Here is a 23,507-nt window from a genome sequence, read left to right as displayed (position 1 = left end):
TTAAAACGGTCAATCCTAATCAATAATTTTACTTTAAATCTACTTATCTTAATTATTCTAGAATAAAGACTTTCCCCACCAACCATCCTTCCAACAACTTCCCTTTATCCACCTTATTCCCACTCAACAATTGCACCATTGCCCCATCCACCACAAACAAAAACATCTGTGCATCTGCTTTTGCAGCATTAATATCAGTCCTTGCCAACAACATATAAATTTCACGAATCAACCAGTTTCGGTATTCCACCACCATCTCATAAGCTTTCGGATAACGGGTTTTAATTTCAAAAACCGCCCTAAACAATAAATGGTACATCCCTTCTATATCGGCATGCAGAAAGAAAATCCGTTTCAGCTTTTCACGCCCTGATAGATGTTTATTGGCATAGAGAATTGAACGGACTTCTTTCTTCAGTGCCGTTCTCTGCAAGCTCAGTGTCATTTCAACCAAATGCTCTTTGGAGTGAAAGTATTTATAAAAGGTGCCTTTGGCAATTTGCGACGCATCAATAATCAGGTCGACCCCAACATGATGAAAACCATATTGGTTAAACAGTGTTTGCGAGGTATCCAAGACTTTTAAAGCACGATAAGTCAAAGCAAAAGGTGGCATATCATTTCCATGATTGAATAATTTTTGTTGTTGCTCAACCCGATCAAGCGGCCATTTATGCTGCAATAAGCAAAAAAAGGCATGCAAAGACCCGATAAGACGGCCTGAGCGCATCTCAAGTTTTATTGTTGATATGATTTTTTAGTCGTGACAAAGCACTGTCTGAATTACGAAGCGCATTCAAACCCTGTCAAAGACTAATGAAGAAGAATAAAAATACAGTGCATGGCCAACTCCTAAATCCTTCGGAATTCTGCCAAGACATAAAGATTATGGTGGCAGGGTGAAAGAGGGTTAGCAGACTGAACCTAAGAATCAGCACGCCCGAAGGCGTCCCCCTTTCGCCCTACCGCTACAAAAGGGGGACGAACGAGTCTACATCAAAAAAACAAAGTTTTTCAATGCACTTAGGAAACGGTCTGCTAAAACCGGCTGGCGATGTAGGCCAGCGCTTAAAGAATAATCGGTGAGTTTAAGGGTGTCAATCTTACACTTTGGGCCAAAGTGATTTTATTATTATTTTTCAATAGATTATATTGTTTATTATTTTTAAATTATGATGTAAATGTATTTTAATAATCAACCAATCGGCTTAAAGCATCCTGCTTTAAGCGACTTCAGTTTGCCCCACTTGGTGATAAGCACGGTTAAAATACACCAAGCTTTGATCATGTCCACTTTGCTGAACCGCCACAATACGACAAATAAAAATCGTATGCGTTCCCACTTCCTGAATTTGATCAATCTCGCAATCGAAATTCACCAAGGCATCATCCAAAACAGGCGCACCTGTTTCCAGCTCTGACCAAGCACCGTGTTTAAAACGTTCTTCTGGACTTAACTTAGACGAAAAGGCTTTAGAAATATGTTGATGATCTGCACTTAACACATTCACGCTTAAGATTTTATTGTCGACGAAATGCACATGCGAACTCGATGCTCGATTCATACACACCAATAAAGTCGGAGGCGTATCGGTGACGCTACATACAGCAGATGCAGTAAAGCCAAAACGACCAGACATGCCCGTGGTGGTAATCACACTGACCGCACTGGTGAGTAAAGACATTGCATCTCTAAAATCTGTTGCTTCAACCATCACTTTATACCTCAATTAAACCCGAGCTTTACGGTGGTATCAAGGGCGCACATACTCGCCCTTTCAACCTCACAACATCAGTGCATTTTAGCCTTGTAGTTCTTTACGAACAATTTCTGCACCTGCACTTAATGCATTCAGCTTGCCACGTGCAACATCACGCGCCAAAGGTGCCATACCACAGTTGGTTGATGGATAGAGCTTATCTGCATCGACAAATTGAAGTGCTTTACGTAAGGTATCGGCAACTTCCTCTGGCGTTTCAACCGTGTTGCTCGCCACGTCAATCGCACCGACCATTACCTTTTTACCGCGAATCAATTCAATCAGATCCATCGGCACACGCGAGTTGTGACATTCGAGCGAGATGATATCAAGTTTTGACTGTTGTAGCTTTGGAAAAGCCTCTTCATATTGGCGCCATTCAGAACCGAGGGTCTTTTTCCAGTCGGTATTGGCTTTAATGCCATAACCATAGCAAATGTGCACCGCAGTTTCACATTTCAAACCTTCAAGCGCACGCTCTAAAGTCGCAACACCCCAGTCATTTACTTCATCAAAGAACACATTAAAAGCAGGTTCATCGAACTGAATAATATCCACACCAGCCGCTTCTAACTCTTTGGCTTCTTCATTCAGGATTTTGGCAAATTCCCATGCCAATTTTTCACGACTTTTATAATGCGCATCATATAGCGTATCAATCATAGTCATTGGCCCTGGCAACGCCCATTTAATTGGTTGATTGGTTTGCTGACGTAAGAACTTGGCATCTTCAACAAAAACAGGCTTTTGACGAGATACCGCACCAACTACAGTTGGCACACTGGCATCATAACGATTACGGATGCGCACCGTCTCGCGTTTCTCAAAATCAACACCGGTAAGATGCTCAATAAATGTCGTCACAAAGTGCTGACGGGTTTGCTCGCCATCACTGACAATATCAATCCCTGCCACTTGCTGTTCATGCAAAGACAAACGTAAAGCATCCTGTTTACCTTCAATTAGACCCTGCTCTTGCAGTTTCCACGGCGACCAAAGCTTTTCAGGCTCTGCCAACCAAGACGGTTTCGGTAAGCTACCCGCAGTCGACGTTGGTAATAATCTTTTCATCATCAATAACCTTATATTTTCAATAAATTAGTGCGCGTAACTTTTTTGCGAGTTGCTTTGTGCTGCATAACTGGCAGACCACTGTTCCAGAATATTTCGATAAGGTTTAATAAATTGTTCTTCAACAAATTTCCCTTGTTCAATCGCCAAACGACTACGTTCTTCGCGGTCATATACAATGCGAGTCAGTGAATAATCTTGGTTGCTCAAACTTGGTTGATACGATTTGCCTGCCACTGAATTGGCATTGTAAATTTCAGGACGGTAAATCTTCTGGAAGCTTTCCATGGTGCTGATGGTGCTGATCAATTCCAGATTGCTGTAATCCGCCAACAAATCCCCAGAGAAATAGAAGGCCAACGGCGCAACACTATTTGGCGGCATGAAATAACGCACCTTTAAGCCCATTTTCTGGAAATACTCATCCGTTAATGAATATTCATCTTGCAAATATTCCGTCCCCAATACTGGATGTTGATTTTCAGTACGTTGATAGACCTTGCTGCTGGAAACACTGAGGCAGATCACAGGTGGTTTTTTAAAGTTTGCCTTGTAAGTCTCTGACTCAATAAAGCTCTTAAACAAGTTGCCATGTAAGTCGCCGAAGTTCTCTGGTGTGCTAAATCCAGACTGATTTTTATTATGCTCAAGCAATAACACACTGAAATCATAATCACGTACATAAGAAGAGAAGTTGTTGCCAACAATACCTTCAATACGCTCATTGGTTTTTTTATCGACAATATTGGTTTTTAAAATTTCAATCAAAGGCAATGCATTGCTGTCAGTGCCCGCTTCAACCTTCATCTCAACAGAAATAATCTCAAGCTCGACCGCATAACGATCCCCTTCTGGATTATCCCAATGCGCCAAGGTATTGAAACGATTGTCGATCATTTTTAGGGTATTACGCAGATTTTCTTGGCGGCTTTGACCACGAGCCAAATTGGCAAAGTTGGTTGTAATACGGGTATTTTCTGATGGGTAATAGTTCTCATCAAAACGAATACTCTTGATCGTAAAATTAAATGCGCTACTCATTTTAATCCGCCACCCTAATTTCTGAGATAAATCTGAATTTCTGTATAGAGTGATTTATACCGTAATCAAGAGATGAATAAAAATGATTTAATCTAAGTCCAAAATGAATGAAATTCACTTTAATACATTTGCTGAGATGAAAATGGCTCAGCATCCTCGGTTGATGACACGTTGAAAGATGAATATCGCTCAGGGGATTTCGGACTGATCTGGATAACGCATAGGGTGTATATAAATCATACCAAGCGGCATTGTTCTCTCTTCGATTGCATCCCTCATTGATGCTAAAACACGCATTTTGTTATTATCTAAATCATCTTATTTGGTCAAAATGTGACTGATCTCTCTAAACCATAAGTCTAAGATTTACTAGAACTTTCTACAACTTTCACACAACAAATCATCAAAGTCGGCTTGATTTGTACATTTTGAAACATTAGTTCAACCAAAATACCGTCTAAATTAAAGTAAAATTCATGAACTAACTTCTTCAACATCAGTGTTAAGGCGATCCCTTGCCGTACTGATGTGCCTTTATTGCGCCTGTATCATCATTTAAATTCTTTCTCTCTATATCGCTTGTCATATAGAGCGTCATTTAATTTTTAAGGTAAATTGAATGAAAAAATTTTGGAAATATTTATTAGTACTACTCGTAGTATTAATTATTATTGCAATTGCCTTTCTTTTTAGACCAGTTGCGTCTAAGGCAATTAAAACCACCAGTAACGAACCAACTGTCGATGTTGTACTCATCGGCGGCGGGATCATGAGTGCTACTTTAGGTACTTACCTCAACGAATTACAACCCGACTGGAATATCCGCATGTATGAACGTCTTGATGCTGTTGCACAAGAAAGTTCAAACGGTTTTAACAACGCGGGTACAGGCCACTCAGGCTTTATGGAAATGAACTATACCGAAGAAAAAGACGGTAAAATGGACATTTCTAAAGCTGTAAACGTGGCAGGTCAGTTTGAAATTGCCAAACAGTTCTGGGCATACCAAGTGAAGCAAGGTGTACTCGAAACACCAAATACCTTTATTAACCCAGTACCACACATTGCTTTCGTATGGGGCGATAACGTGAATTTCATGGAAAAGCGTTATGCTGCCATGGTTCAAAATCCGTTATTCGCTGGTATGAAATTGAGTGAGGACAAAGCTGAAATTCAACAATGGGCACCATTGGTGATGGACGGTCGTGATCCTCAACAAAAAGTGGCTGCAACCCGTATGGACGTTGGTTCTGACGTGAACTACGGTGCAATCACCAAGCAGTTGATTGGCAACCTTGAAAAGAGTCCAAACTTCAAACTCAGCACTTCAACTGAAGTGACAGGCATCAGTAAAAACGATGACAACACTTGGTCTGTGGCTTTCAAAGATTTGAAATCTGGCAAAGTTGATCATGTGAAAACACGTTTTGTGTTTATTGGTGCGGGCGGTGCTGCAATTAAATTATTGCAAATGACTGGCTTACCAGAAGCGCAACAATATGCTGGCTTCCCTGTGGGTGGTGAGTTCCTTGTAACTGACAATCCTGCGGTAACAGCAAAACACACTGCTAAAGTGTATGGTCGTGCTGATCTTGGCGCGCCTCCGATGTCTGTACCACATATCGATACTCGTTATATCGACGGTAAAAAATATGTGTTGTTTGGCCCATTCGCAACTTATTCAAACAAGTTCCTGAAAAATGGTTCACAGCTTGATTTGCTTGCATCGACCAACAAAAACAACGTGTTGCCTATGGCTGCAATTGGTCTACAAAATGCTGATCTTGTTCAGTATCTGGTAAGCCAAGTGTTAATGTCTGATGCAGATCGTTTCAATGAGTTGAAAAAATACTACCCTGAAGCTGATCCAAAAGACTGGCATTTACAACAAGGTGGTCAACGCGTTCAGATCATCAAAAAAGAGCCGGGCAAACCTGCTAAATTGCAATTCGGTACAGAAATCTTTGCATCTAAAGATAAGTCTGTAACTGCATTGTTAGGTGCTTCTCCAGGTGCGTCTACATCACCTTACATCATGCTTAACTTGCTTGAAAAAGCATTCCCTGAGCAAACCAAAGGTGTATGGAATGCTAAGTTACATGAAATCGTACGTTCTTATGGTAAAGACCTTTCAACCGATCCAGCGTTGTTAGATCAAATCCGTCAGTACTCAAGTTCAACTTTAGGCTTGAACTATACGACTCCAGCAAACTTAGTTCCTGCTAAGAAAGTTGTTAAAGCTGAAGCTGTTGCTCAATAAGTAACGCTAAGCACATCAAAAAGGGAGGAGTTTCAGCTCTTCCCTTTTTCTTTATTTGTATGTTTTAAATCTACGCCTTATGTCCTCTGCTGTACCTCATTCTGCTTTTGCTGCATTTGCCAGTCGTGACTTCACGTTATTGACCATCAATCAATGCTGCCTGACTTTTGCGGTGCTGATTCAAGAAGTGCTGATCGCGTATTATCTATATCAAATTACCAAGAATCCGCTTATCCTCGGCTTGGTCGGGATCATGGATTTTTTGCCCTTTCTCGTCCTCTCTTTGTGGGGTGGTTATATTGCTGACCGTTTTAATCGGCAGCGTATTTTGCAGATCAGCTTTAGCTTTGCCATCCCCTTATCAATTGCTTTGTGGATAAGCTTTGATCTTTTCCACACTCAAACCATCAGTGCAAATTTATTATTAATCTCATCCTTGAGTATTCTGTTTTTATTTGGCTGTATTCGCGGCATATACAGTCCCTGCTTTAATTCTTTACGTCCTTTTGTCGTACCGGAGCATTTGTATACCAATGCCGCCACATGGACCAGCATGTGCTGGCAAGCCAGTGGTATCCTCGCTCCCGTCATTGGTGGCTTCCTGCTGGCTCATCTGGATTTAGACATTACTTTTAGCGTCATCGTGGCACTTTTTTTAAGTGGTAGTATTGCCCTCTGGTGTTTGCAAAAACGAGATTTTCCTCAAATCCAAACAGAGTCAGTAACTCAGAGTCTAAAAGAAGCGCTGCATTTTATTTTTAAAACTAAAATTATTTTTTGGGCGATGTTTCTCGATCTGAGCTCCGTTTTTTTTGGTGGCATCATCGCGCTATTGCCCATTTTTGCCCAAGATGTTTTACATATCGGTGCAGATGGTTTTGGTCTATTACGCGCAGCACCTGCTTTTGGTGCATTGGTGATGATGATCATTTTAATTCGCTATCCACCAAAATCTAGACCGTGGCAGATCATGCTGATTGCCGTCACAGGCTTTGGCCTGTGTACCTTGTTATTTGCTGTTACCAGACAGCTGTATTTTTCAGTCGCAGTTCTCATTATTATGGGAGCATGTGACAGTATCAACATTGTCATTCGTCAAACGATTCTGCAACTGATTCCCCCCAAGGACATGCTTGGACGTGTCGCTGCCATTAATGGCATTTTTGTCACCTCGAGTAATGAATTAGGTGCCTTGCAGTCGAGTGTGATGACACGCTTTTTCAGCGTGATTCCTGCAATGTTGATGGGTGGTTCACTGTCTTTGCTCTGCGTTGTCTTAACCAAGCTCAAGACCAAAGATTTATTGAAGTTCCGTTTTTAATCCCCGTATTAAACAAATAGTTATTTTAAAATTCAATGTCATATGAAACATACTTTGCCCGCGTCTTCTGGCCTATCTAAATTTATTATTTTTTCCGTTTTTGTATGGCTGGTCTTGCTGTGGCTGCAATCGACCTATATTGTCATTATCGGTGGGCATGCCTATCTATTCTGGACCTCGTTTGGCCTTTTGATATTGAACATTCTGAGCTTACGCCCAACGATTTTAAAAAACCGAATTGCTTTGGTAACGACCGCTGCCTTGCTGATTTATCTGGTGTTTAACTCACTGTTTTGCACCTATTTGATGATTGCCTTCTATTGTATTTTCTACCTCTATTCAGATGAATATAAGAATAAACGCGCCATTAAATTGATTAGCTTATTCTTGATCATGATCATCTTTGCGATCTACCAGACCCAATCTCTGCATGAACTCAAAAGCCATTATAAAACCTATGAAACGGGTGAAACATGGCAAAAATATGGGGCCTTATAATCAGGCCAATAAAAAACCTCACTTCACGTGAGGTTTTTTATTATTCAGCAGACTAATCTTGAGAGTCTGGATACAAAGGACGATTTCCGGGACTAATACGATTGATATGCAAGAAGGTCATATGACGTTCGTACTTATCAAGAATGTCGTTAATCACCTGTTCTTTGGTGTATCCAACCAGATCATTGTCCTGTGAACCCTCATACAAGAAGGTTTCCAGACGGTAGTAGAACTGCTTTCCGCGTTTACCACGCTCACTGAAGTTTGGCGCGATATAACGTACCGGCCAGATTTGATAAACGAAGTTGTGCTCTTCTTCCAAGTAGATGGTTAAATCTAAATGATAGAGTGCATCGTTGTCTTCCAATGCTGTTTGGGTGACATCGACTTGCATACCACGTTTAACCAGTTCATCGGCAACTGTGCGTACTGCAGGCTCACAGACACTATCAAGCATCCGCTGGGTTTCACTGGTACCCGGATGATGCATCACACGGGCTAAACGCTTTTTCCAGTTCAGGATATCCACGTTTCCGACCACAGGCGCAGCATTCATACTACGACTCGCCTTCCGATAATCTTCCAGACGCAAAGACTTGTACAGCCCCGCCATGACCAACAACATGACAAAACTAAAGGGTAAGCCCATGATCACCGTAGCACTTTGCAGTGCGGTAATCCCGTTTGCCATCAGCATTGCCAAGGTGAGCAAACCAATTGCAGTTGCCCAAAATACTCTCAACCAGCGCGGCGCATCATTATCAACATTGGAAAATTTAGTGGTGAAGTTCCCTAAAACCAACGCACCAGAATCGGCAGAGGTTACATAGAACAATAGACCTGTAATCGTCGCCACACCTGCAATAAATGCAAACCACGGATATTGCGCCAATAGGTCATAAAAACCATGCGCAGGATCAGTCAGAACTGTTTGAGCCAGTGCCGTATTGCCTTCAAAAATGACGTTATATAAAGCACTGTTTCCAAAAATAGATAACCACGTGATGGTGAACAACAATGGAATAATTAAGGTACCGCAAACAAATTCACGAATGGTACGGCCACGGGAAATGCGCGCCAAGAACAGACCAACAAAAGGTGACCAAGCTACCCACCATGCCCAGAAGAACAAGGTCCAGCTGTTCATCCAGTCTTTAGGCTGATCAAAGGCAAAACTTTCCAAGGCCAAACTTGGGAATCGACTGATGTAGTCACCAAAGTTTTGTACCAATGCATTGAGTAAAAATCCGGTATTGCCCAAGAACAAGACAAACAACATTAAGCCAATTGCGGCAAAAATATTGATTTCAGATAAAACCTTAATGCCTTTATTGACCCCAGCTGTCACCGAAATAATGGTGACAATGACGGCAACTAAAATCAGTGCCGACTGAATCAACAGGTTTTCAGGCCAACCAAATAAGACATGCAAACCATAATTGATCTGAACGACGGCAATACCACAGGTGGTGGCAATACCAAAGATCGTCCCGATAACCGCTGCAATATCTACACTATGCCCAATTGGACCATCAATTTTTTTACCAAAAATTGGGTAGAGCGCGGAACGAATGGTCAGTGGCAAGTTATAACGATAACTAAAGTAACCCAAGGCCATCCCGACCAAAGCATACATACCCCAACCGGTTAAACCATAGTGGAACAGCGTCCAAACCATACCCTGACGCGCAGCTTCATAGGTTTGACCTTCACCCACAGGCGGATTCATATAATGAGATAAAGGTTCTGCAACAGAGAAGAACATTAAATCTGTTCCGATCCCCGCCGCAAACAACATCGCTGACCAACTGAGTAAGCTAAACTCAGGTTTGGAATGCTTAGGACCGAGTTTGATATCGCCATAACGTGAGCAAGCAATAAAAACCACAAAGATTAAATACAATGTTGCAGCTAATAGGTAATACCAGCTGAATTTATCACTGACCCAAGCCAGCACCACGTTGAGCAAATGGTTGGCAAAATCGTTAAATAAAATCGTAACAAGTGCAAATGTTAAAATAAGTAGAGCTGAAACATAGAAGACCACACGATTTAAATGGTCTTTATTCGCTAATGTAGCATCATCAACCGCTCTTGGATTATCTGTCGCCATACAATCCTCAGGGAGTTAGAGAAGAAAAAGAAAATATTCATCCACGTCTTTTCATCACTCGATCAATGAAAAGACATATCTGAATAGAAAATGAAAAACAAAAGTTATTTACCCGAATTACAATATTTCTGATTTTTCAGTAGTGTGATGTGATGACTGAGTGTCCTGCGTTATCACTTGCGGTGGCGTAGGACGAAACTGATCCTGTTTCAGTGCTTTGGCCAAGCCAAACATATACAGCAAAATAATAACGGAGAATGGCAAACCACACAGTACCACAGCGCTTTGCATAGAGTGAAAACTCCCTGCCAACAGCAGCCCGATACTGACAATGGTAATCACCACAGACCAGAAAATTCGCAACCAAATCGGTGAGTCACTTTCATTGCTACCCCCTTTCGAGGACAGATTTGCGATCATGAGTGTACCAGAACCCACAGGGGTCAAAAACAATACGAAACAAATCACAACAACAATCCCAGCAACATAAGGATTGAATGGTAGAAATTCGAGAAGCTTAAATAAGGACAAAGCAGGATCGGTTAACACCAGATCACCTAAGATTTTTTGCTTTTGTTCCAAAATAAAATAGATTGCGGTGTTACCAAAAATCGAGATCCAAGCCAGCGTAAAACCCAATGGAATCAGACAGACACCGAGCACAACTTCACGAATGGTACGGCCTTTGGAAATACGCGCAATAAACATGCCCACGAATGGTGCCCATGCAATCCACCACGCCCAATAGAACACTGTCCATGAACCTAACCACTCACCTGCTTTAGCATTGTAGAGGTACATATCAAAGCTCTTCGCTAGAAAATGATCGAGATAATCCCCCACGTTCTGTACTAAACCATTAAGTAAATGGTTGGTTGGCCCTGTGAGGAATACAAATAGTAAGAGCGCATAGAGCAAACGCAAATTAATACGCGATAACCAAGCCAAGCCCTTTTCAATTCCAACCACGGTGGTCATGGTCGCGACTGACATCATCAGCAACACCACCGTAATCAATGTGGTTTGATTGTTTGGAATTTCAGGTAAGAGATAATGCACGCCCGAAACCAGTACCAAAGCACCGATACCGAGATTCGTCACCAAAGAAATGACTGTGGCTAAAATCCCAAAACCATCAACAAAATCACCGATCAAACCATGAATACGTTCACCAAAGATTGGATATAGCGCAGAGCGCAATGCCAATGGCAAGTTCTGACGAAAAGCAAAATAACCGAGTGTCACACCCAATAAGGCATACAACACCCAACCATGGATGCCCCAATGTAAAAAGCTATACATCATGGCATCACGTGCTGCTTGAATGGTTCCACCCTGACCTTCTGGCGGTCGAATAAAATGGTCAACGGGTTCAGCTACACCGTAATACAGCAGCGCAATCCCGATCCCTGCGGAAAACAGCATCGACACCCAAGCCAGATAGCCAAACTCAGGTTTATCGTCATCTTTACCTAATGGAATCTGCCCAACCCGAGAAAAGGCCAGCCAAGCAACAAAACCTAAACAAACCACGATTACCAGCATGTAATACCAACCAAATAATTGATTGGCCTGCCCTTGTATATAGGTTAACCAGAACTGACTGCGCTGTGGAAACAACACAAACAATAGGCCAAAAATGCCGATACTGATTGCAGAGCTCCAAAAAACAAACAAATTTAAACGTATAGGTTCAGATGGGGACCCTTCATTACTTTCTGACACCATGTTCTTGCTCCTTGCAATTGGTGTTTTTTCTTAAAAAATAATGTGATAAGTGTTCAATTCTGCTTATCGCCTTATCCATAAGAATCTTTGATTTATTACGCTACTTCTATTCTTTCCAATCAAAAATTCATTGATTTTTACAGATTATACTTTTTATTGATTGAACGTTCAATCAATAAAAAGTATGATAAAAAAATGTTATGATGCTCTACATCGAGAAATGTTGAATAAAAAGCACCTTGGCAGGGCTTTAAATGGATAAGCATGACAAAGCGTAGAGTAAAACCAGAGCATGTGCGACGTGAAGAGATTATTAGCGCCGCATTTTATGTAATTTCTGAAGTGGGGTTATCCAATACCACCATTGCACAGATTGCAAAAAAGGCCGAACTATCGACTGGTATTGTGAGTCACTATTTCGGTGACAAACAAGGATTGATCAATACCTGTATGCAAGAAATGCTCAACGTTTTGCGTCAAAAGACTGACCAATACAAAGCCGAAGCAGATACGCATCCAGAAAGCCAGATCAAGGCCATTATTGATTCCAACTTCGATATCAGTCAGGTCAACAAACAAGCCATGCGGGTCTGGTTAGACTTTTGGTCTGCCAGTATGCACCTTCCCGAACTTGGACGTTTACAACGAATTAATGATCAACGCCTGTATTCCAACTTGAAACATTATTTTCTTATGTTGGTCGATGATAAACAACAGGCAAGCATCGCTGCTCGCGGATTAGCAGCTTTGATTGACGGATTATGGTTACGCGGCAGTTTAAGTAGTCACGACGAGTTTGACAGCCAACTGGCCCGTTCCATTGCTTACGATTATGTAAAAACGCAAATTCAATTTGCGAACAAGCCTTTGCAGGAGAAACAGAATGAGTGATGCACAAGTTCACCAGTTATATATCCACGGACGTTATGTCGCAGCGACCAGTGGCAAAACATTTAACAGCATTAACCCTGCCAACGGTGAAGTGATCGCAACACTTCAACAAGCCTCACAACAAGACATTGAAGCGGCTGTTCAAAGCGCACAACAAGGCCAAAAAATCTGGGCAGCGATGACGGCGATGGAGCGTTCACGCATCTTACGTCGTGCAGTTGATATCTTACGTGAACGTAATGATGAACTTGCTCAGCTCGAAACCCTCGATACAGGGAAAGCCTATAGCGAAACCTCGACCGTGGATATCGTGACAGGCGCGGATGTACTCGAATACTACGCAGGTCTTGCAACCGCGATTCAAGGCGAGCAAGTGCCACTGCGCGAATCAAGCTTCTTCTATACCCGCCGTGAACCCCTCGGTGTAGTGGCTGGTATCGGTGCTTGGAACTATCCAATTCAAATCGCCATGTGGAAATCTGCGCCTGCCCTAGCGGCGGGTAATGCCATGATTTTCAAACCAAGCGAAACCACGCCACTGACTGCATTTAAACTTGCTGAAATCTATACCGAAGCGGGCGTACCAGACGGCGTATTTAACGTGGTCCAAGGTGCGGGTCGTGATATCGGTCAATGGTTAACTGAACATCCTGTGATTGAAAAAATCTCGTTCACGGGTGGTGTCGAAACAGGCAAGAAAGTGATGGCCAGTGCTGCGGGTTCGACTTTGAAAGAAGTCACGATGGAGCTTGGCGGTAAATCACCCCTGATTATTTGTGATGATGCCAACCTCGACCGTGCTGCGGATATCGCAGTGATGGCAAACTTCTTTAGCTCAGGTCAAGTCTGTACCAATGGTACCCGTGTGTTTGTGCCAAAAGCCTTACTTGCGGATTTTGAAGCAGCCGTTGTGGAACGGGTAAAACGTATCCGTATCGGCGATCCGATGGCTGAGCAAACCAACTTCGGACCTCTCACCAGTTTCCCGCATATGGAAAAAGTATTGTCGTTCATTGAGTCAGGCAAACAGCAAGGTGCAAAACTATTAATCGGTGGTGGCCGTGCCACTGAAGGTGACTTAGCCAAAGGTGCTTATGTACTCCCGACGGTATTCAGCAACTGCCAAGATGATATGGCAATTGTACAAGAAGAAATCTTTGGTCCAGTGATGAGCATTCTCAGCTATGAAACTGAGGAAGAAGTGATTCGTCGTGCCAATGACACTACCTTTGGCTTAGCCGCAGGTGTCGTAACCCAAGACATCACCAAAGCACATCGCATGATTCATCAACTTGAAGCAGGTATCTGCTGGATCAATACCTGGGGTGAATCGCCTGCGGAAATGCCAGTCGGTGGCTACAAGCAATCTGGTGTTGGTCGTGAAAATGGCTTAACCACTTTGGGTCATTACACCCGTATCAAATCCGTTCAAGTTGAGTTGGGTGAGTATCACAGCATTTTCTAATGCCCTCAGCTTTCACCCTCAAAATTAATCCTCAATGCCGAGCAATCCCATGATTGCATCGGCATCCTCAAGAATAGAAAAAAGGGATAACGATGAATACTCAAGCATATGACTACATTATCATTGGCGCAGGATCTGCCGGAAATGTGCTCGCAACACGTCTGACTGAAGATAAAGACGTGACTGTTTTATTATTGGAAGCAGGTGGTCCAGACTACCGTTTAGATTTCCGTACTCAAATGCCAGCCGCTTTGGCTTTTCCTTTACAAGGTCGTCGCTATAACTGGGCCTATGAAACCGATCCTGAACCACACATGAACAATCGCCGTATGGAATGTGGTCGTGGTAAGGGCTTAGGTGGTTCTTCATTGATTAATGGCATGTGCTATATCCGTGGTAATGCCATGGACTTGGATCAGTGGGCAACCATGAAAGGTCTGGAAGACTGGACCTATGCAGACTGCTTACCGTATTACAAAAAAGCCGAAACTCGTGATATCGGTGGTAATGACTACCACGGTGACAAAGGCCCTGTGTCAGTTGCAACCCCTAAAAATGGCAACAATGTCTTGTTCCACGCCATGGTTGAAGCAGGCGTACAAGCGGGTTACCCACGTACCGATGACTTAAATGGTTATCAACAAGAAGGCTTTGGTCCAATGGACCGTACTGTGACCCCAAAAGGTCGTCGCTCAAGTACTGCCCGTGGTTATCTGGATCTAGCCAAAGGTCGCCCGAATTTAACCATCGTCACGCATGCCACCACCAATAAAATCTTGTTTAATCAAAAACAGGCGGTGGGTGTGGAATATATTATTGGCGCAGACAAAGCCAATATGAAACAGGCACAAGCCAAACGTGAAGTCTTGCTCTGTGCAGGTGCGATTGCATCGCCACAAATCTTGCAACGCTCAGGTGTGGGTGAAAGCAACTTCCTGAAATCGATGGATATTGATGTGGTACATGACCTGCCGGGTGTCGGTGAGAACCTGCAAGACCACTTGGAAATGTATTTGCAATATCAATGCAAGCAACCGGTATCACTCTACCCTGCACTGCAATGGTATAACCAGCCTGCAATCGGTGCTGAATGGTTATTCAATGGCACTGGCGTTGGCGCGAGCAATCAGTTCGAAGCGGGTGGCTTTATCCGTAGCTCGGAAGAGTTTGACTGGCCGAATATCCAATATCACTTCTTACCTGTTGCGATTAACTACAACGGTAGTAATGCAGTAAAAGAGCATGGCTTCCAAGCCCATGTCGGTTCAATGCGCTCACCGTCGCGTGGTCGTATCAAGCTGAAATCAAAAGATCCGTTTGAGCATCCAAGTATTCTGTTCAACTACATGTCAACTGAACAAGACTGGCGTGAATTCCGTGATGCGATCCGTATCACCCGTGAAATCATGGCTCAGCCTGCACTTGATCCATATCGTGGTGAAGAAATCAGTCCGGGTAAACATATCCAAACCGATGCAGAACTAGATGAATTCGTCCGCACCCATGCCGAAACAGCATTTCACCCATCATGTAGCTGTAAGATGGGCGAAGATGAGATGGCTGTAGTCGATGGTCAAGGTCGCGTTCACGGCGTACAAGGCTTGCGTGTGGTCGATGCCTCCATCATGCCATTGATCATTACTGGTAACTTGAATGCCACCACGATTATGATCGCAGAAAAAATTGCCGACAAAATCCGTGGCAAGAAACTCCCTCGCTCTGAAGCGGCTTATTACAAAGCGGGTACAGCACCTGTACGTCAAGCGCCGTTACGTCCAATACAATAAGCAAGAAATTCCTTTAGGGGATACCCGAAGCTTGGCTTCGGGTTTCACTTCATTCAGGGAGAAATGATGAAAAAAACCTTATTTTTAATTGTACCTTTGGCTTTTTATTTTCAAAGCACCCACGCCACTGAAACCACTTCACCCTACTCAGCCAATATCACTGCGGCTAGCCAATACGTTTCTCGCGGTTTTCAACAAACTTGGGGTAAACCTGCCTTACAAGGTGGACTGGATTACAACCATGCCAACGGTTTTTATGCAGGGACTTGGGCATCGACGGTAAGTGATCATTTTATTCGTGATGCCTCTGTTGAATGGGATGTATATACGGGTTATAGCCGCAGTTTTGGCGATTTAACTGTCGGCACCAAAATCGCCTATTACTATTATCCAGGGGCAAAAACCACTGCGGATACAGGCCATACCCGTTTTGATTATGGGGAAATTATCCCTGAGATCAGCTATGGGCCACTCAGCGTTAAATATGCGATTACCTATACCCAAGATTATTTCGGCAATAACTCGGATACTTTGGGCGTCGGCAACAATAAGCATTCACGTGGCTCAGGTTATCTGGATGTCAATTGGCATCAACCGATTACTCAAGGCTGGTCGGTCGATGCGCATTATGGTAATCAACGCATTAAAAACTTTTCTGCTGCCAACTTCCAAGATGCCAGTTTTGCCGTCAACAAAGAACTGCCCTACAATCTTTCTAGCAGTTTGACCTATAGCAAAGCATGGGATAAAGACGGTTTTTATCAGCAATACAGCAATGGTAATCCCAACGCCAAAGTATCGAATCCGATTGATTCAACTGTGACCCTGTCATTGACCAAAAGTTTCTAACCCAAGCCAGATGGCATCATCTGACATAAAAAAGCCGCTTGATTCAAAGCGGCTTTTTAAAATCTTGGATATTAAGGCTTGATCAGTTCAATCGTTGAACCTGCACGTTTTGGATCAATCAGAATCTTGGCATGTTGCTCTGGATCGCGCAGTGCCTCAAAGGCATTGCCGACGCCTTCCAAACCGACCACACCTGTAATCAATGGCGAACAATCCACTTTGCCTTCTGCAATCATATGCAGCGTGTCACGGAACTCAAGTGGGGTATAACCCAATACATACTGGATTTCCAATTCCTTATTAATCGCCAACGCAGGTTCAATCTTGTCGCTTTGCATACACACCCCCACTCCGACAATACGTGAGAACAGCGGTGCACCTTCCAATATCTGCTGCATAATCCCAGCCACACCCACACACTCAAAAATCACTGGACGTTTTGGCAATAACCCGAGTTTATCTCCGACACGCATGGCATTCACCCACGGTAATGAGTAGGTCTGAACCTTATCAAAAATCCCCATGCCCATATTAATCGCTTCTGAGACATTGCCTAATAAGCCAAGCTCTTTCCAACTGCTAAATGGCGATTGCTGTTTAGGGTCAATCAAGATATCTGCACCACACTGCTCGGCCAAGCGACGGCGATTCGGTGAAAAATCACTGGCGACTACGGTTTTGACACCCGCTGCTTTGAGCATAATAATCACACCCAAACCGACGGGGCCACAGCCAATCACAATCGCTGGCTCATTTTTCTTGATTCGACTACGACGTACCGCATGTAAGGCAACAGCCATCGGCTCAGTCAGTGCAGCACTGTCTGCATCTAGACCATTGGGCACTTCAAACATCAGACTGGATTGCACCAAGACCTGTTCTGCATAACCACCTGAAGCACTTGGCGATAGCCCCGTCGGAACATAGCCTTGTGGATCGACATTTAATAAAGGCATAGCACAAACCAAAGTATCCGCTTTCAATTTACGTCGTGTTTTTGGGCCGTAATCCAAGACTTTGCCGCAGAACTCATGCCCGAAAACCAATTTATCCGAGGACTTTGCCACCCCATTAAAGCCAACTCGCGCTGCCAAATCATGCATATGATCGCAGTGATGTTGCATGTGTAAATCAGAACCACAGATACCACAACGTACCACTTCAAGTAAGACTTGCCCCTTTGCAGGAACCAATTGAAGACTGTCTTCCAGTTTTAACTCAGCGTTATGACAAATCAGAGATTTCATAGGATGCTTTCCTTTTTGTTTTATTCCCATTGTTCGCTTTTAGCACTTTGACCCGTTGCTGTACCAAGCAAACAACACATGACTCAATCCTGACAAGGATAATTGTCAAAAACTATGACCTAAATATCAATATATCGCAGCAATAAAGTCAGCAAATAATGTATTTTAAAATCGCTCAATTGATTCAAAAAAAGTTTAAAAATTATTCTCTTTTAACTTCAAATAGATGAATCTATTTTTCTAAATTGCTTCCCTATTTTTATTAAAACAATCAAATTTAAACCTTGCATTTAATAGTGTCTTTATGACACTATATATTTACTGGCTCTAAGCCACTATAAAAGAGAAATTAAAAATGACGATTCAACTTATGACAGCTCAAGCCAATGTTCCCATCGAGTTTTTGCAGTTTTCAGGTGGTGAACGTCATATTCAACTACAACCTGAGTTATTGAACCAATTACAAGCTGACACGCAGATCAAAGCCTCACTTCAGAACAGTACAGATGTGATGGATTATCTATTATTGGAAAATGTGTTACTAGAACAAGGCACTCGCCTTTCGGTGGAAATCCCTTATTTTCCCTATGCACGTCAAGACCGTATCTGTGCACAAGGTCAGGCCTTCTCTCTAGATTTAATGACCAAGCTATTGAATAGCAATAGCGAAAAATTTGTGGGACAACGTCAGAAAATTGTGGTGTGGGATTGTCATAGCCCAGTGACGCTTGAGCTGTTACGCAAAAATACCAGCTTCCAAACGGTGATCAATATCGAACCGATTGAGATTATCCAGAAAAGCCCAGCATTGATGCAGATTTTAAGCGCCGACAATACGGTATTGATCTGCCCTGATGCAGGCGCAACACAACGCACCCAAGCGATTGCAAACGGCATCAATCCGCAACGCCAACAGACCATTGAAGTGATTCACTGTGAAAAGAAACGTGATCCAAGCACTGGCAAAATTAGAACAACGGCGGTGGATAGCCCTGATTTGACAGGAAAAACAGCCGTGATCACCGATGATATTTGCGATGGTGGTGCCACCTTTATTGGTATTGCCAAACAACTACGCAGCCTAAATTGCCAAAACATTATTTTGTATGTCACCCATGGCATTTTTAGCAAAGGTCTCGCGGTATTTGATGGCTTGGTCGATCAGCTCTTTACCAGCAATAGCCTGCCACAAGCAGAAGCAAGCAAACTCAATATCATCAATTTTCAAAATCAAGATTAAAGCAAAAGGCCGATAAAAATGAGTATTAAAATTAACCCACTCAATGCAATTGATTTCTATAAAGCAGACCACCGTCGCCAGTATCCAGTGGGAACTGAATACGTCTATGCCAACTTTACCCCGCGTTCATCACGTTTAGCCAAAATGCTGCCTGACTTTGATGACAAGATTGTGTTCTTTGGTCTGCAAGGCTTTATCAAACACTTTCTGATTGAAACTTGGAATGAAGGCTTCTTCAATCAAGCTAAAGCCAAAGTGGTGGCAGCCTATAAACGCCGTATGGACAACGCTTTAGGTGAAGGTGCTGTGCCCGTCGAGCACATCGAAGCCTTGCACGATCTTGGTTATTTACCATTAAAAATTAAAGCCTTGCCAGAAGGTAGCCGCGTCAATATCAAAGTACCAGTATTGACCATCATCAATACTGATCCGAATTTCTTTTGGTTAACCAACTATATTGAAACCGTGCTCAGTGCCGAACTCTGGAAAAGCTGTACCACCGCCAGCATTGCCTATGAATACAAACGCTTGTTGACCCAATATGCAGAAAAAACAGGTGCACCTTTAGACTTTGTTGCTGTTCAAGGCCATGATTTTAGTAGCCGTGGGATGAGTGGGATCTATGATGCAGCCCAATCAGGCGTGGGGCACTTGACCAGTTTTATCGGTACCGATTCAGTTGCATCAATTGACTATGCTGAAGAATATTATAACGCCACTGGTGTCATCGGTGTTTCAGTGCCTGCAACAGAACACAGTGTGATGTGTATGGGCAGTGAAGAAAGTGAAATCGAAACCTTTAGACGCCTGATCTGTGGGCTTTATCCTGCTGGGGTAGTCAGTATCGTTTCAGATACTTGGGATTTCTGGCGTGTGATTACCGAGTTTAGCGTGGAATTAAAAGCAGAGATTTTAAAACGCCAACCGAATGCCCTCGGACTCGCCAAAGTGGTGTTTCGCCCTGACTCAGGTGATCCCGTGAAAATTATCTGCGGCGATCCTGATGCTGAGCGAGATAGTCCTGCTTATAAAGGTGCAGTGCAATGTTTATGGGAGATTTTTGGCGGCACAGAAACAACGCAAGGCTATAAAGTACTGAATGAGCGTGTTGGCTTAATCTATGGTGACTCAATTACCCTAGAACGTGCACAAAATATCTTAAAAGGTCTGGAAGCCAAAGGCTTTGCTTCCAACAATCTGGTTTTTGGAATTGGCAGCTATACCTATAACTATTTGACTCGCGATAGCTTTGGTTTTGCTGTAAAAGCCACGTGGGGGCAGGTCAATGGCGTCGGTCGCGAACTGTTTAAAGATCCAGTGACCGACTCGGGTGTTAAAAAATCAGCCAAGGGCTTATTACGGGTTGAACAAACCGAAAATGGTTTTGAGCTCTTTGATCAACAAAGCTTTGAACAGGAGAAGATGGGGGCACTGCAAACAGTATTTGAAAATGGTCAATTGTTAAGAGAATGCTCGCTCGATCAAATTCGGGAGAGATTGGTCTAAGCAATATCAAGACCTCTAATTTGCAGTTCATCTACGTTACATCATGACAGGCGGCATGAATGCCGCCCATTTAACAATCTTGCACGAAATTCAGAATGCTATTTTGAACTGGGCTCAGGATGCAGCATCAACTAACCGCAGCAATGAACAGTTTTTGCTTAGGCCTTATCCCCAAAAGTATGCAATTGCCAATACACAAAAGTTTTGATTTCTCGATGACGAATGTTGCTATGCCGAAACAAGCTAAACTGTTTTTTCATTTATAAACAGCACATTCAAATCTATAAAAACCTTTATACTTGATTCACTCATCCATGAGATAACACCAAATGACCTATACGTCCGAACAGGAATACCTTGCCCACTACCAAAAAACAGACTATGACACCCCACTGTTTACGGTCGATATGGCAATTTTTTCTGTGGCAAAAGGTCAATTACAAGTCTTAATGATTCAGCGCTCCAACTTTCCCGAAAAAGGCAAATGGGCGCTACCGGGTGGCTTTGTCGATTTAAAAACCGACCCAGACTTAATGGCAACGGCACACCGCAAACTACTTGAAAAAACAGGGATTCATTCCCCTTACCTAGAACAAGTCGAAACCATTGGCAATCAACATCGTGATCCACGCGGCTGGTCCATTACCGCTTTATATTTTGCCCTGATTGATTTTGACAAATTCGAAATTCAAGCAAGTCACACCACTGAGCATAGTCAATGGCTTCCAATCGATCAGGCATTACAGCTGGATTTAGCTTTTGATCATCAACAGCTACTCCAACTCGCTTATGATCGCCTTGGCAATAAAACCCGTTACACCGCTCTACCCACCAGTCTCATGCCTGAGCTTTTTACCCTGACCGAATTACAAACCATTTATGAAATTATTTTAGGTCATACATTAGAAAAAAAATCATTCAGACGGCGTATGCAGGAAGCAGGTGCAGTTGAAGAAACGGGACAGCAAAAAATTGTCGGCAAGCGCCCTGCTCAATTGTTTCGCTATGCACTGGAAAATTATAACTTCACCTTTCCGCGTATGCTGGAAACGCCACGCAACAACGCTGAAAATGAAAAGAGCTAAGATATTGCTAGCTTAGCTCCAATTACTGATCGTTTAAGTTTACTTCCACGTTTGACGAATTAAGTCCACCGCTTTTTCAGCAATCATAATGGTCGGTGCATTGGTATTACCATTGACCACGGTTGGCATAATTGAGGCATCAACCACGCGCAACCCTTCGACACCATAGACTTTCAGTTCAGGATCAACCACGGCCATCTCATCCACACCCATTTTACAACTGCCGACTGGGTGATACACCGTATCGACACGTTGGCGCAAAATCTCACGAATTTCATCATCAGACTGCACATTGGCGGTAAACATATCCTCTTTAATTTTTTCACTTAAAGCGGGTGCGTTCATTAACTTTTGCGTGACTTTATAACCATCGACCATATCCTGAAGATCTTGTTCATCCTCAAGGAATTTAAAGTCAATCAGCAATGGATCATCCACATGTTTACCACTGAGTTTGACTGAACCACGCGCACGCGGATTCAACAAACAGACGTGGCATGAAATCCCGTGTCCCATATGCATGGTGCGCGCATGGTTATCCACCACCGCAATCACGAAATGCAGTTGTAGATTTGGCTTATCCAGCTCAGGACGAGTTTTTAAGAAACCACCACACTCAGCAAAATTGGTGGTGATCAAACCGCGACGCTCTTTACGATAACGACCAATCTGCTTGACTAGATCTAGGCTTCCACCCACTGACACCCCAAAGGTTCCCTCCATTTGCTTGGTCTTATAAGCAAAAATAAAGTCTGGATGGTCATGCAGGTTTTCACCCACACCGGCCAAATCTTTAACGACAGCAATACCGTGCTTTTCAAGCTCTTGACGTGGTCCAATACCAGATAGCATCAAGACTTGTGGTGACTGGAATGCCCCTGCTGACAATAAGACTTCCTTCTTGGCACGAACAACCGTGCTTTGTCCATTGTGTTTATATTCGACCCCAACAGCACGACCATTTTCAATCACAATTTTCGACACCAAGGCTTTGGTAATCACATGTAGATTGGTGCGCTGGCCTAAATGAGGAAATAAATAACCACGGGCAGCACTCCAACGTTCACCATTTTTTTGCGTGACCTGATAAACACCGAGTCCTTCTTGTTCTGCGCCATTGAAGTCATCATTTAGCGGATAATTCACCTGCTTCGCAGCTTCAACAAAAGTTTTTTGATAAGGGTTACCTGAACGTAATTCACTGACATTAAGTGGACCATGCTGTCCATGATATTCATTACGAATGCGCTCGTTATGCTCTGATTTTATAAAATATGGCAAAACATCGTCATAAGACCATCCCGCATTACCCAAAGCAGCCCAATGATCGTAGTCACTGCGATGCCCACGGATATACACCATTGCATTGATGGCAGAACTTCCACCTAAGCACTTACCTCGCGGTTGATAGCCTTTTCGGCCGTTTAGGCCTTTTTGGGGAATGGTTTCTAAAGCCCAGTTATTAATTTTAGTCGGAATACTAATCACTGCTGCTGAAGGTGTATTCACCAACCAACTGTTGCCATCACCACCAGCTTCTAATAAACATACCGAAATATTTGGATTTTCTGATAATCGCCCAGCCAGTACCGATCCTGCTGAACCACCACCTATAATTACAAAATCAAAAGCTGTTTCTGTCATC

18 protein-coding genes are annotated in these 23,507 nt (G+C 43.1%); 10 read left to right on the top strand and 8 right to left on the bottom strand.

Annotation, left to right across the window (positions count from 1 at the left end):
- Positions 1–52: 52 nt before the first annotated feature.
- The 4 genes from F885_RS18925 to F885_RS18940 form a co-directional block, all read right to left on the bottom strand.
- Complete coding sequence (locus F885_RS18925) at positions 53–616, bottom strand: TetR/AcrR family transcriptional regulator (protein ID WP_032858976.1); 564 nt, start codon at positions 614–616, stop codon at positions 53–55.
- Positions 617–1,223: 607 nt separating this feature from the next.
- Positions 1,224–1,715 carry a flavin reductase gene (locus tag F885_RS18930; RefSeq protein WP_005312434.1) on the bottom strand — a complete coding sequence of 164 codons (492 nt, stop codon included), beginning with the start codon at positions 1,713–1,715 and terminating at the stop codon, positions 1,224–1,226.
- An 87-nt stretch (positions 1,716–1,802) separates the two neighbouring features.
- Positions 1,803–2,831: a methionine synthase gene (locus F885_RS18935; RefSeq protein ID WP_032858873.1), complete on the bottom strand. Its 1,029-nt coding sequence runs from the start codon at positions 2,829–2,831 to the stop codon at positions 1,803–1,805.
- 27 nt (positions 2,832–2,858) lie between these two features.
- On the bottom strand, positions 2,859–3,872 hold the full coding sequence (locus F885_RS18940; RefSeq protein WP_005312430.1) for a DUF1852 domain-containing protein: 1,014 nt from the start codon (positions 3,870–3,872) through the stop codon (positions 2,859–2,861).
- Between the two features lie 619 nt (positions 3,873–4,491).
- Here F885_RS18940 and mqo point away from each other — a divergent pair.
- From mqo to F885_RS18955, 3 genes are all read left to right on the top strand, one after another.
- Positions 4,492–6,132, top strand: a complete 1,641-nt coding sequence (gene mqo / locus F885_RS18945; protein ID WP_004804731.1) for a malate dehydrogenase (quinone) — start codon at positions 4,492–4,494, stop codon at positions 6,130–6,132.
- Between the two features lie 79 nt (positions 6,133–6,211).
- The gene (locus F885_RS18950; protein WP_005312428.1) at positions 6,212–7,453 is read left to right on the top strand and encodes an MFS transporter; all 1,242 of its coding nucleotides are present in this window, start codon (positions 6,212–6,214) and stop codon (positions 7,451–7,453) included.
- A gap of 42 nt (positions 7,454–7,495) precedes the next feature.
- A complete protein-coding gene (locus tag F885_RS18955) occupies positions 7,496–7,951 on the top strand; it encodes a hypothetical protein (protein WP_005312423.1) in 456 nt (151 codons plus the stop codon).
- Positions 7,952–8,003: 52 nt separating this feature from the next.
- Here F885_RS18955 and F885_RS18960 read toward each other — a convergent pair whose 3' ends face one another.
- Positions 8,004–10,064: a choline transporter gene (locus tag F885_RS18960; protein WP_005312420.1), complete on the bottom strand. Its 2,061-nt coding sequence runs from the start codon at positions 10,062–10,064 to the stop codon at positions 8,004–8,006.
- 117 nt (positions 10,065–10,181) lie between these two features.
- Complete coding sequence (locus F885_RS18965) at positions 10,182–11,792, bottom strand: BCCT family transporter (protein ID WP_005312417.1); 1,611 nt, start codon at positions 11,790–11,792, stop codon at positions 10,182–10,184.
- 264 nt (positions 11,793–12,056) lie between these two features.
- On the opposite strand from F885_RS18965, the gene betI reads away from it, so the two are divergent.
- The 4 genes from betI (at position 12,057) to F885_RS18985 (ending at position 16,784) form a co-directional block, all read left to right on the top strand.
- Positions 12,057–12,683, top strand: coding sequence for a transcriptional regulator BetI (betI, locus tag F885_RS18970; protein ID WP_004804724.1), 627 nt, complete (start codon positions 12,057–12,059; stop codon positions 12,681–12,683).
- Positions 12,676–14,148, top strand: a complete 1,473-nt coding sequence (gene betB / locus F885_RS18975; RefSeq protein ID WP_004804721.1) for a betaine-aldehyde dehydrogenase — start codon at positions 12,676–12,678, stop codon at positions 14,146–14,148. The genes betI and betB overlap by 8 nt, the downstream gene beginning before the upstream one ends.
- A 92-nt stretch (positions 14,149–14,240) precedes the next feature.
- Positions 14,241–15,935 (top strand): choline dehydrogenase, encoded by a 1,695-nt coding sequence (betA, locus tag F885_RS18980; RefSeq protein WP_005312413.1) that lies wholly within the window; start codon positions 14,241–14,243, stop codon positions 15,933–15,935.
- Between the two features lie 66 nt (positions 15,936–16,001).
- Positions 16,002–16,784, top strand: coding sequence for a TorF family putative porin (locus F885_RS18985; RefSeq protein WP_005312411.1), 783 nt, complete (start codon positions 16,002–16,004; stop codon positions 16,782–16,784).
- A gap of 71 nt (positions 16,785–16,855) precedes the next feature.
- Here the strand turns inward: F885_RS18985 and F885_RS18990 are convergent, their stop codons facing one another.
- On the bottom strand, positions 16,856–18,031 hold the full coding sequence (locus F885_RS18990; protein ID WP_005205683.1) for a zinc-binding dehydrogenase: 1,176 nt from the start codon (positions 18,029–18,031) through the stop codon (positions 16,856–16,858).
- Positions 18,032–18,386: 355 nt separating this feature from the next.
- Here F885_RS18990 and F885_RS18995 point away from each other — a divergent pair, with 355 nt between their 5' ends.
- The 3 genes from F885_RS18995 to ntrR all read left to right on the top strand — a co-directional run bounded on the left by F885_RS18995 (position 18,387) and on the right by ntrR (position 21,862).
- Positions 18,387–19,271: a phosphoribosyltransferase family protein gene (locus F885_RS18995; RefSeq protein WP_005312408.1), complete on the top strand. Its 885-nt coding sequence runs from the start codon at positions 18,387–18,389 to the stop codon at positions 19,269–19,271.
- 18 nt (positions 19,272–19,289) lie between these two features.
- Positions 19,290–20,777 carry a nicotinate phosphoribosyltransferase gene (locus F885_RS19000; protein WP_005312405.1) on the top strand — a complete coding sequence of 496 codons (1,488 nt, stop codon included), beginning with the start codon at positions 19,290–19,292 and terminating at the stop codon, positions 20,775–20,777.
- 329 nt (positions 20,778–21,106) lie between these two features.
- The gene (gene ntrR, locus F885_RS19005; protein WP_005312404.1) at positions 21,107–21,862 is read left to right on the top strand and encodes an ADPR responsive transcriptional repressor NtrR; all 756 of its coding nucleotides are present in this window, start codon (positions 21,107–21,109) and stop codon (positions 21,860–21,862) included.
- Between the two features lie 39 nt (positions 21,863–21,901).
- On the opposite strand, the gene F885_RS19010 is transcribed toward ntrR, so the two are convergent.
- The gene (locus F885_RS19010; RefSeq protein ID WP_005312401.1) at positions 21,902–23,506 is read right to left on the bottom strand and encodes a GMC family oxidoreductase; all 1,605 of its coding nucleotides are present in this window, start codon (positions 23,504–23,506) and stop codon (positions 21,902–21,904) included.
- Position 23,507: the final 1 nt, after the last annotated feature.

The sequence above is a fragment of the Acinetobacter higginsii genome (assembly GCF_000369845.1).
Taxonomy (GTDB): Bacteria; Pseudomonadota; Gammaproteobacteria; order Pseudomonadales; family Moraxellaceae; genus Acinetobacter; species Acinetobacter higginsii.
Note: the sequence above shows the minus strand (reverse complement) of the source record. Positions and strands in the feature narration are given on the sequence as shown.

Bases quoted from the DNA above. Each gene is read 5' to 3' on its own strand.
- F885_RS18925 (WP_032858976.1), bottom strand. From the start codon at position 616: ATGCCACCTTTTGCTTTGACTTATCGTGCTTTAAAAGTCTTGGATACC.
- F885_RS18930 (WP_005312434.1), bottom strand. From the start codon at position 1,715: ATGGTTGAAGCAACAGATTTTAGAGATGCAATGTCTTTACTCACCAGT.
- F885_RS18935 (WP_032858873.1), bottom strand. From the start codon at position 2,831: ATGAAAAGATTATTACCAACGTCGACTGCGGGTAGCTTACCGAAACCG.
- F885_RS18940 (WP_005312430.1), bottom strand. From the start codon at position 3,872: ATGAGTAGCGCATTTAATTTTACGATCAAGAGTATTCGTTTTGATGAG.
- mqo (WP_004804731.1), top strand. From the start codon at position 4,492: ATGAAAAAATTTTGGAAATATTTATTAGTACTACTCGTAGTATTAATT.
- F885_RS18950 (WP_005312428.1), top strand. From the start codon at position 6,212: ATGTCCTCTGCTGTACCTCATTCTGCTTTTGCTGCATTTGCCAGTCGT.
- F885_RS18955 (WP_005312423.1), top strand. From the start codon at position 7,496: ATGAAACATACTTTGCCCGCGTCTTCTGGCCTATCTAAATTTATTATT.
- F885_RS18960 (WP_005312420.1), bottom strand. From the start codon at position 10,064: ATGGCGACAGATAATCCAAGAGCGGTTGATGATGCTACATTAGCGAAT.
- F885_RS18965 (WP_005312417.1), bottom strand. From the start codon at position 11,792: ATGGTGTCAGAAAGTAATGAAGGGTCCCCATCTGAACCTATACGTTTA.
- betI (WP_004804724.1), top strand. From the start codon at position 12,057: ATGACAAAGCGTAGAGTAAAACCAGAGCATGTGCGACGTGAAGAGATT.
- betB (WP_004804721.1), top strand. From the start codon at position 12,676: ATGAGTGATGCACAAGTTCACCAGTTATATATCCACGGACGTTATGTC.
- betA (WP_005312413.1), top strand. From the start codon at position 14,241: ATGAATACTCAAGCATATGACTACATTATCATTGGCGCAGGATCTGCC.
- F885_RS18985 (WP_005312411.1), top strand. From the start codon at position 16,002: ATGAAAAAAACCTTATTTTTAATTGTACCTTTGGCTTTTTATTTTCAA.
- F885_RS18990 (WP_005205683.1), bottom strand. From the start codon at position 18,031: ATGAAATCTCTGATTTGTCATAACGCTGAGTTAAAACTGGAAGACAGT.
- F885_RS18995 (WP_005312408.1), top strand. From the start codon at position 18,387: ATGACGATTCAACTTATGACAGCTCAAGCCAATGTTCCCATCGAGTTT.
- F885_RS19000 (WP_005312405.1), top strand. From the start codon at position 19,290: ATGAGTATTAAAATTAACCCACTCAATGCAATTGATTTCTATAAAGCA.
- ntrR (WP_005312404.1), top strand. From the start codon at position 21,107: ATGACCTATACGTCCGAACAGGAATACCTTGCCCACTACCAAAAAACA.
- F885_RS19010 (WP_005312401.1), bottom strand. From the start codon at position 23,506: ATGACAGAAACAGCTTTTGATTTTGTAATTATAGGTGGTGGTTCAGCA.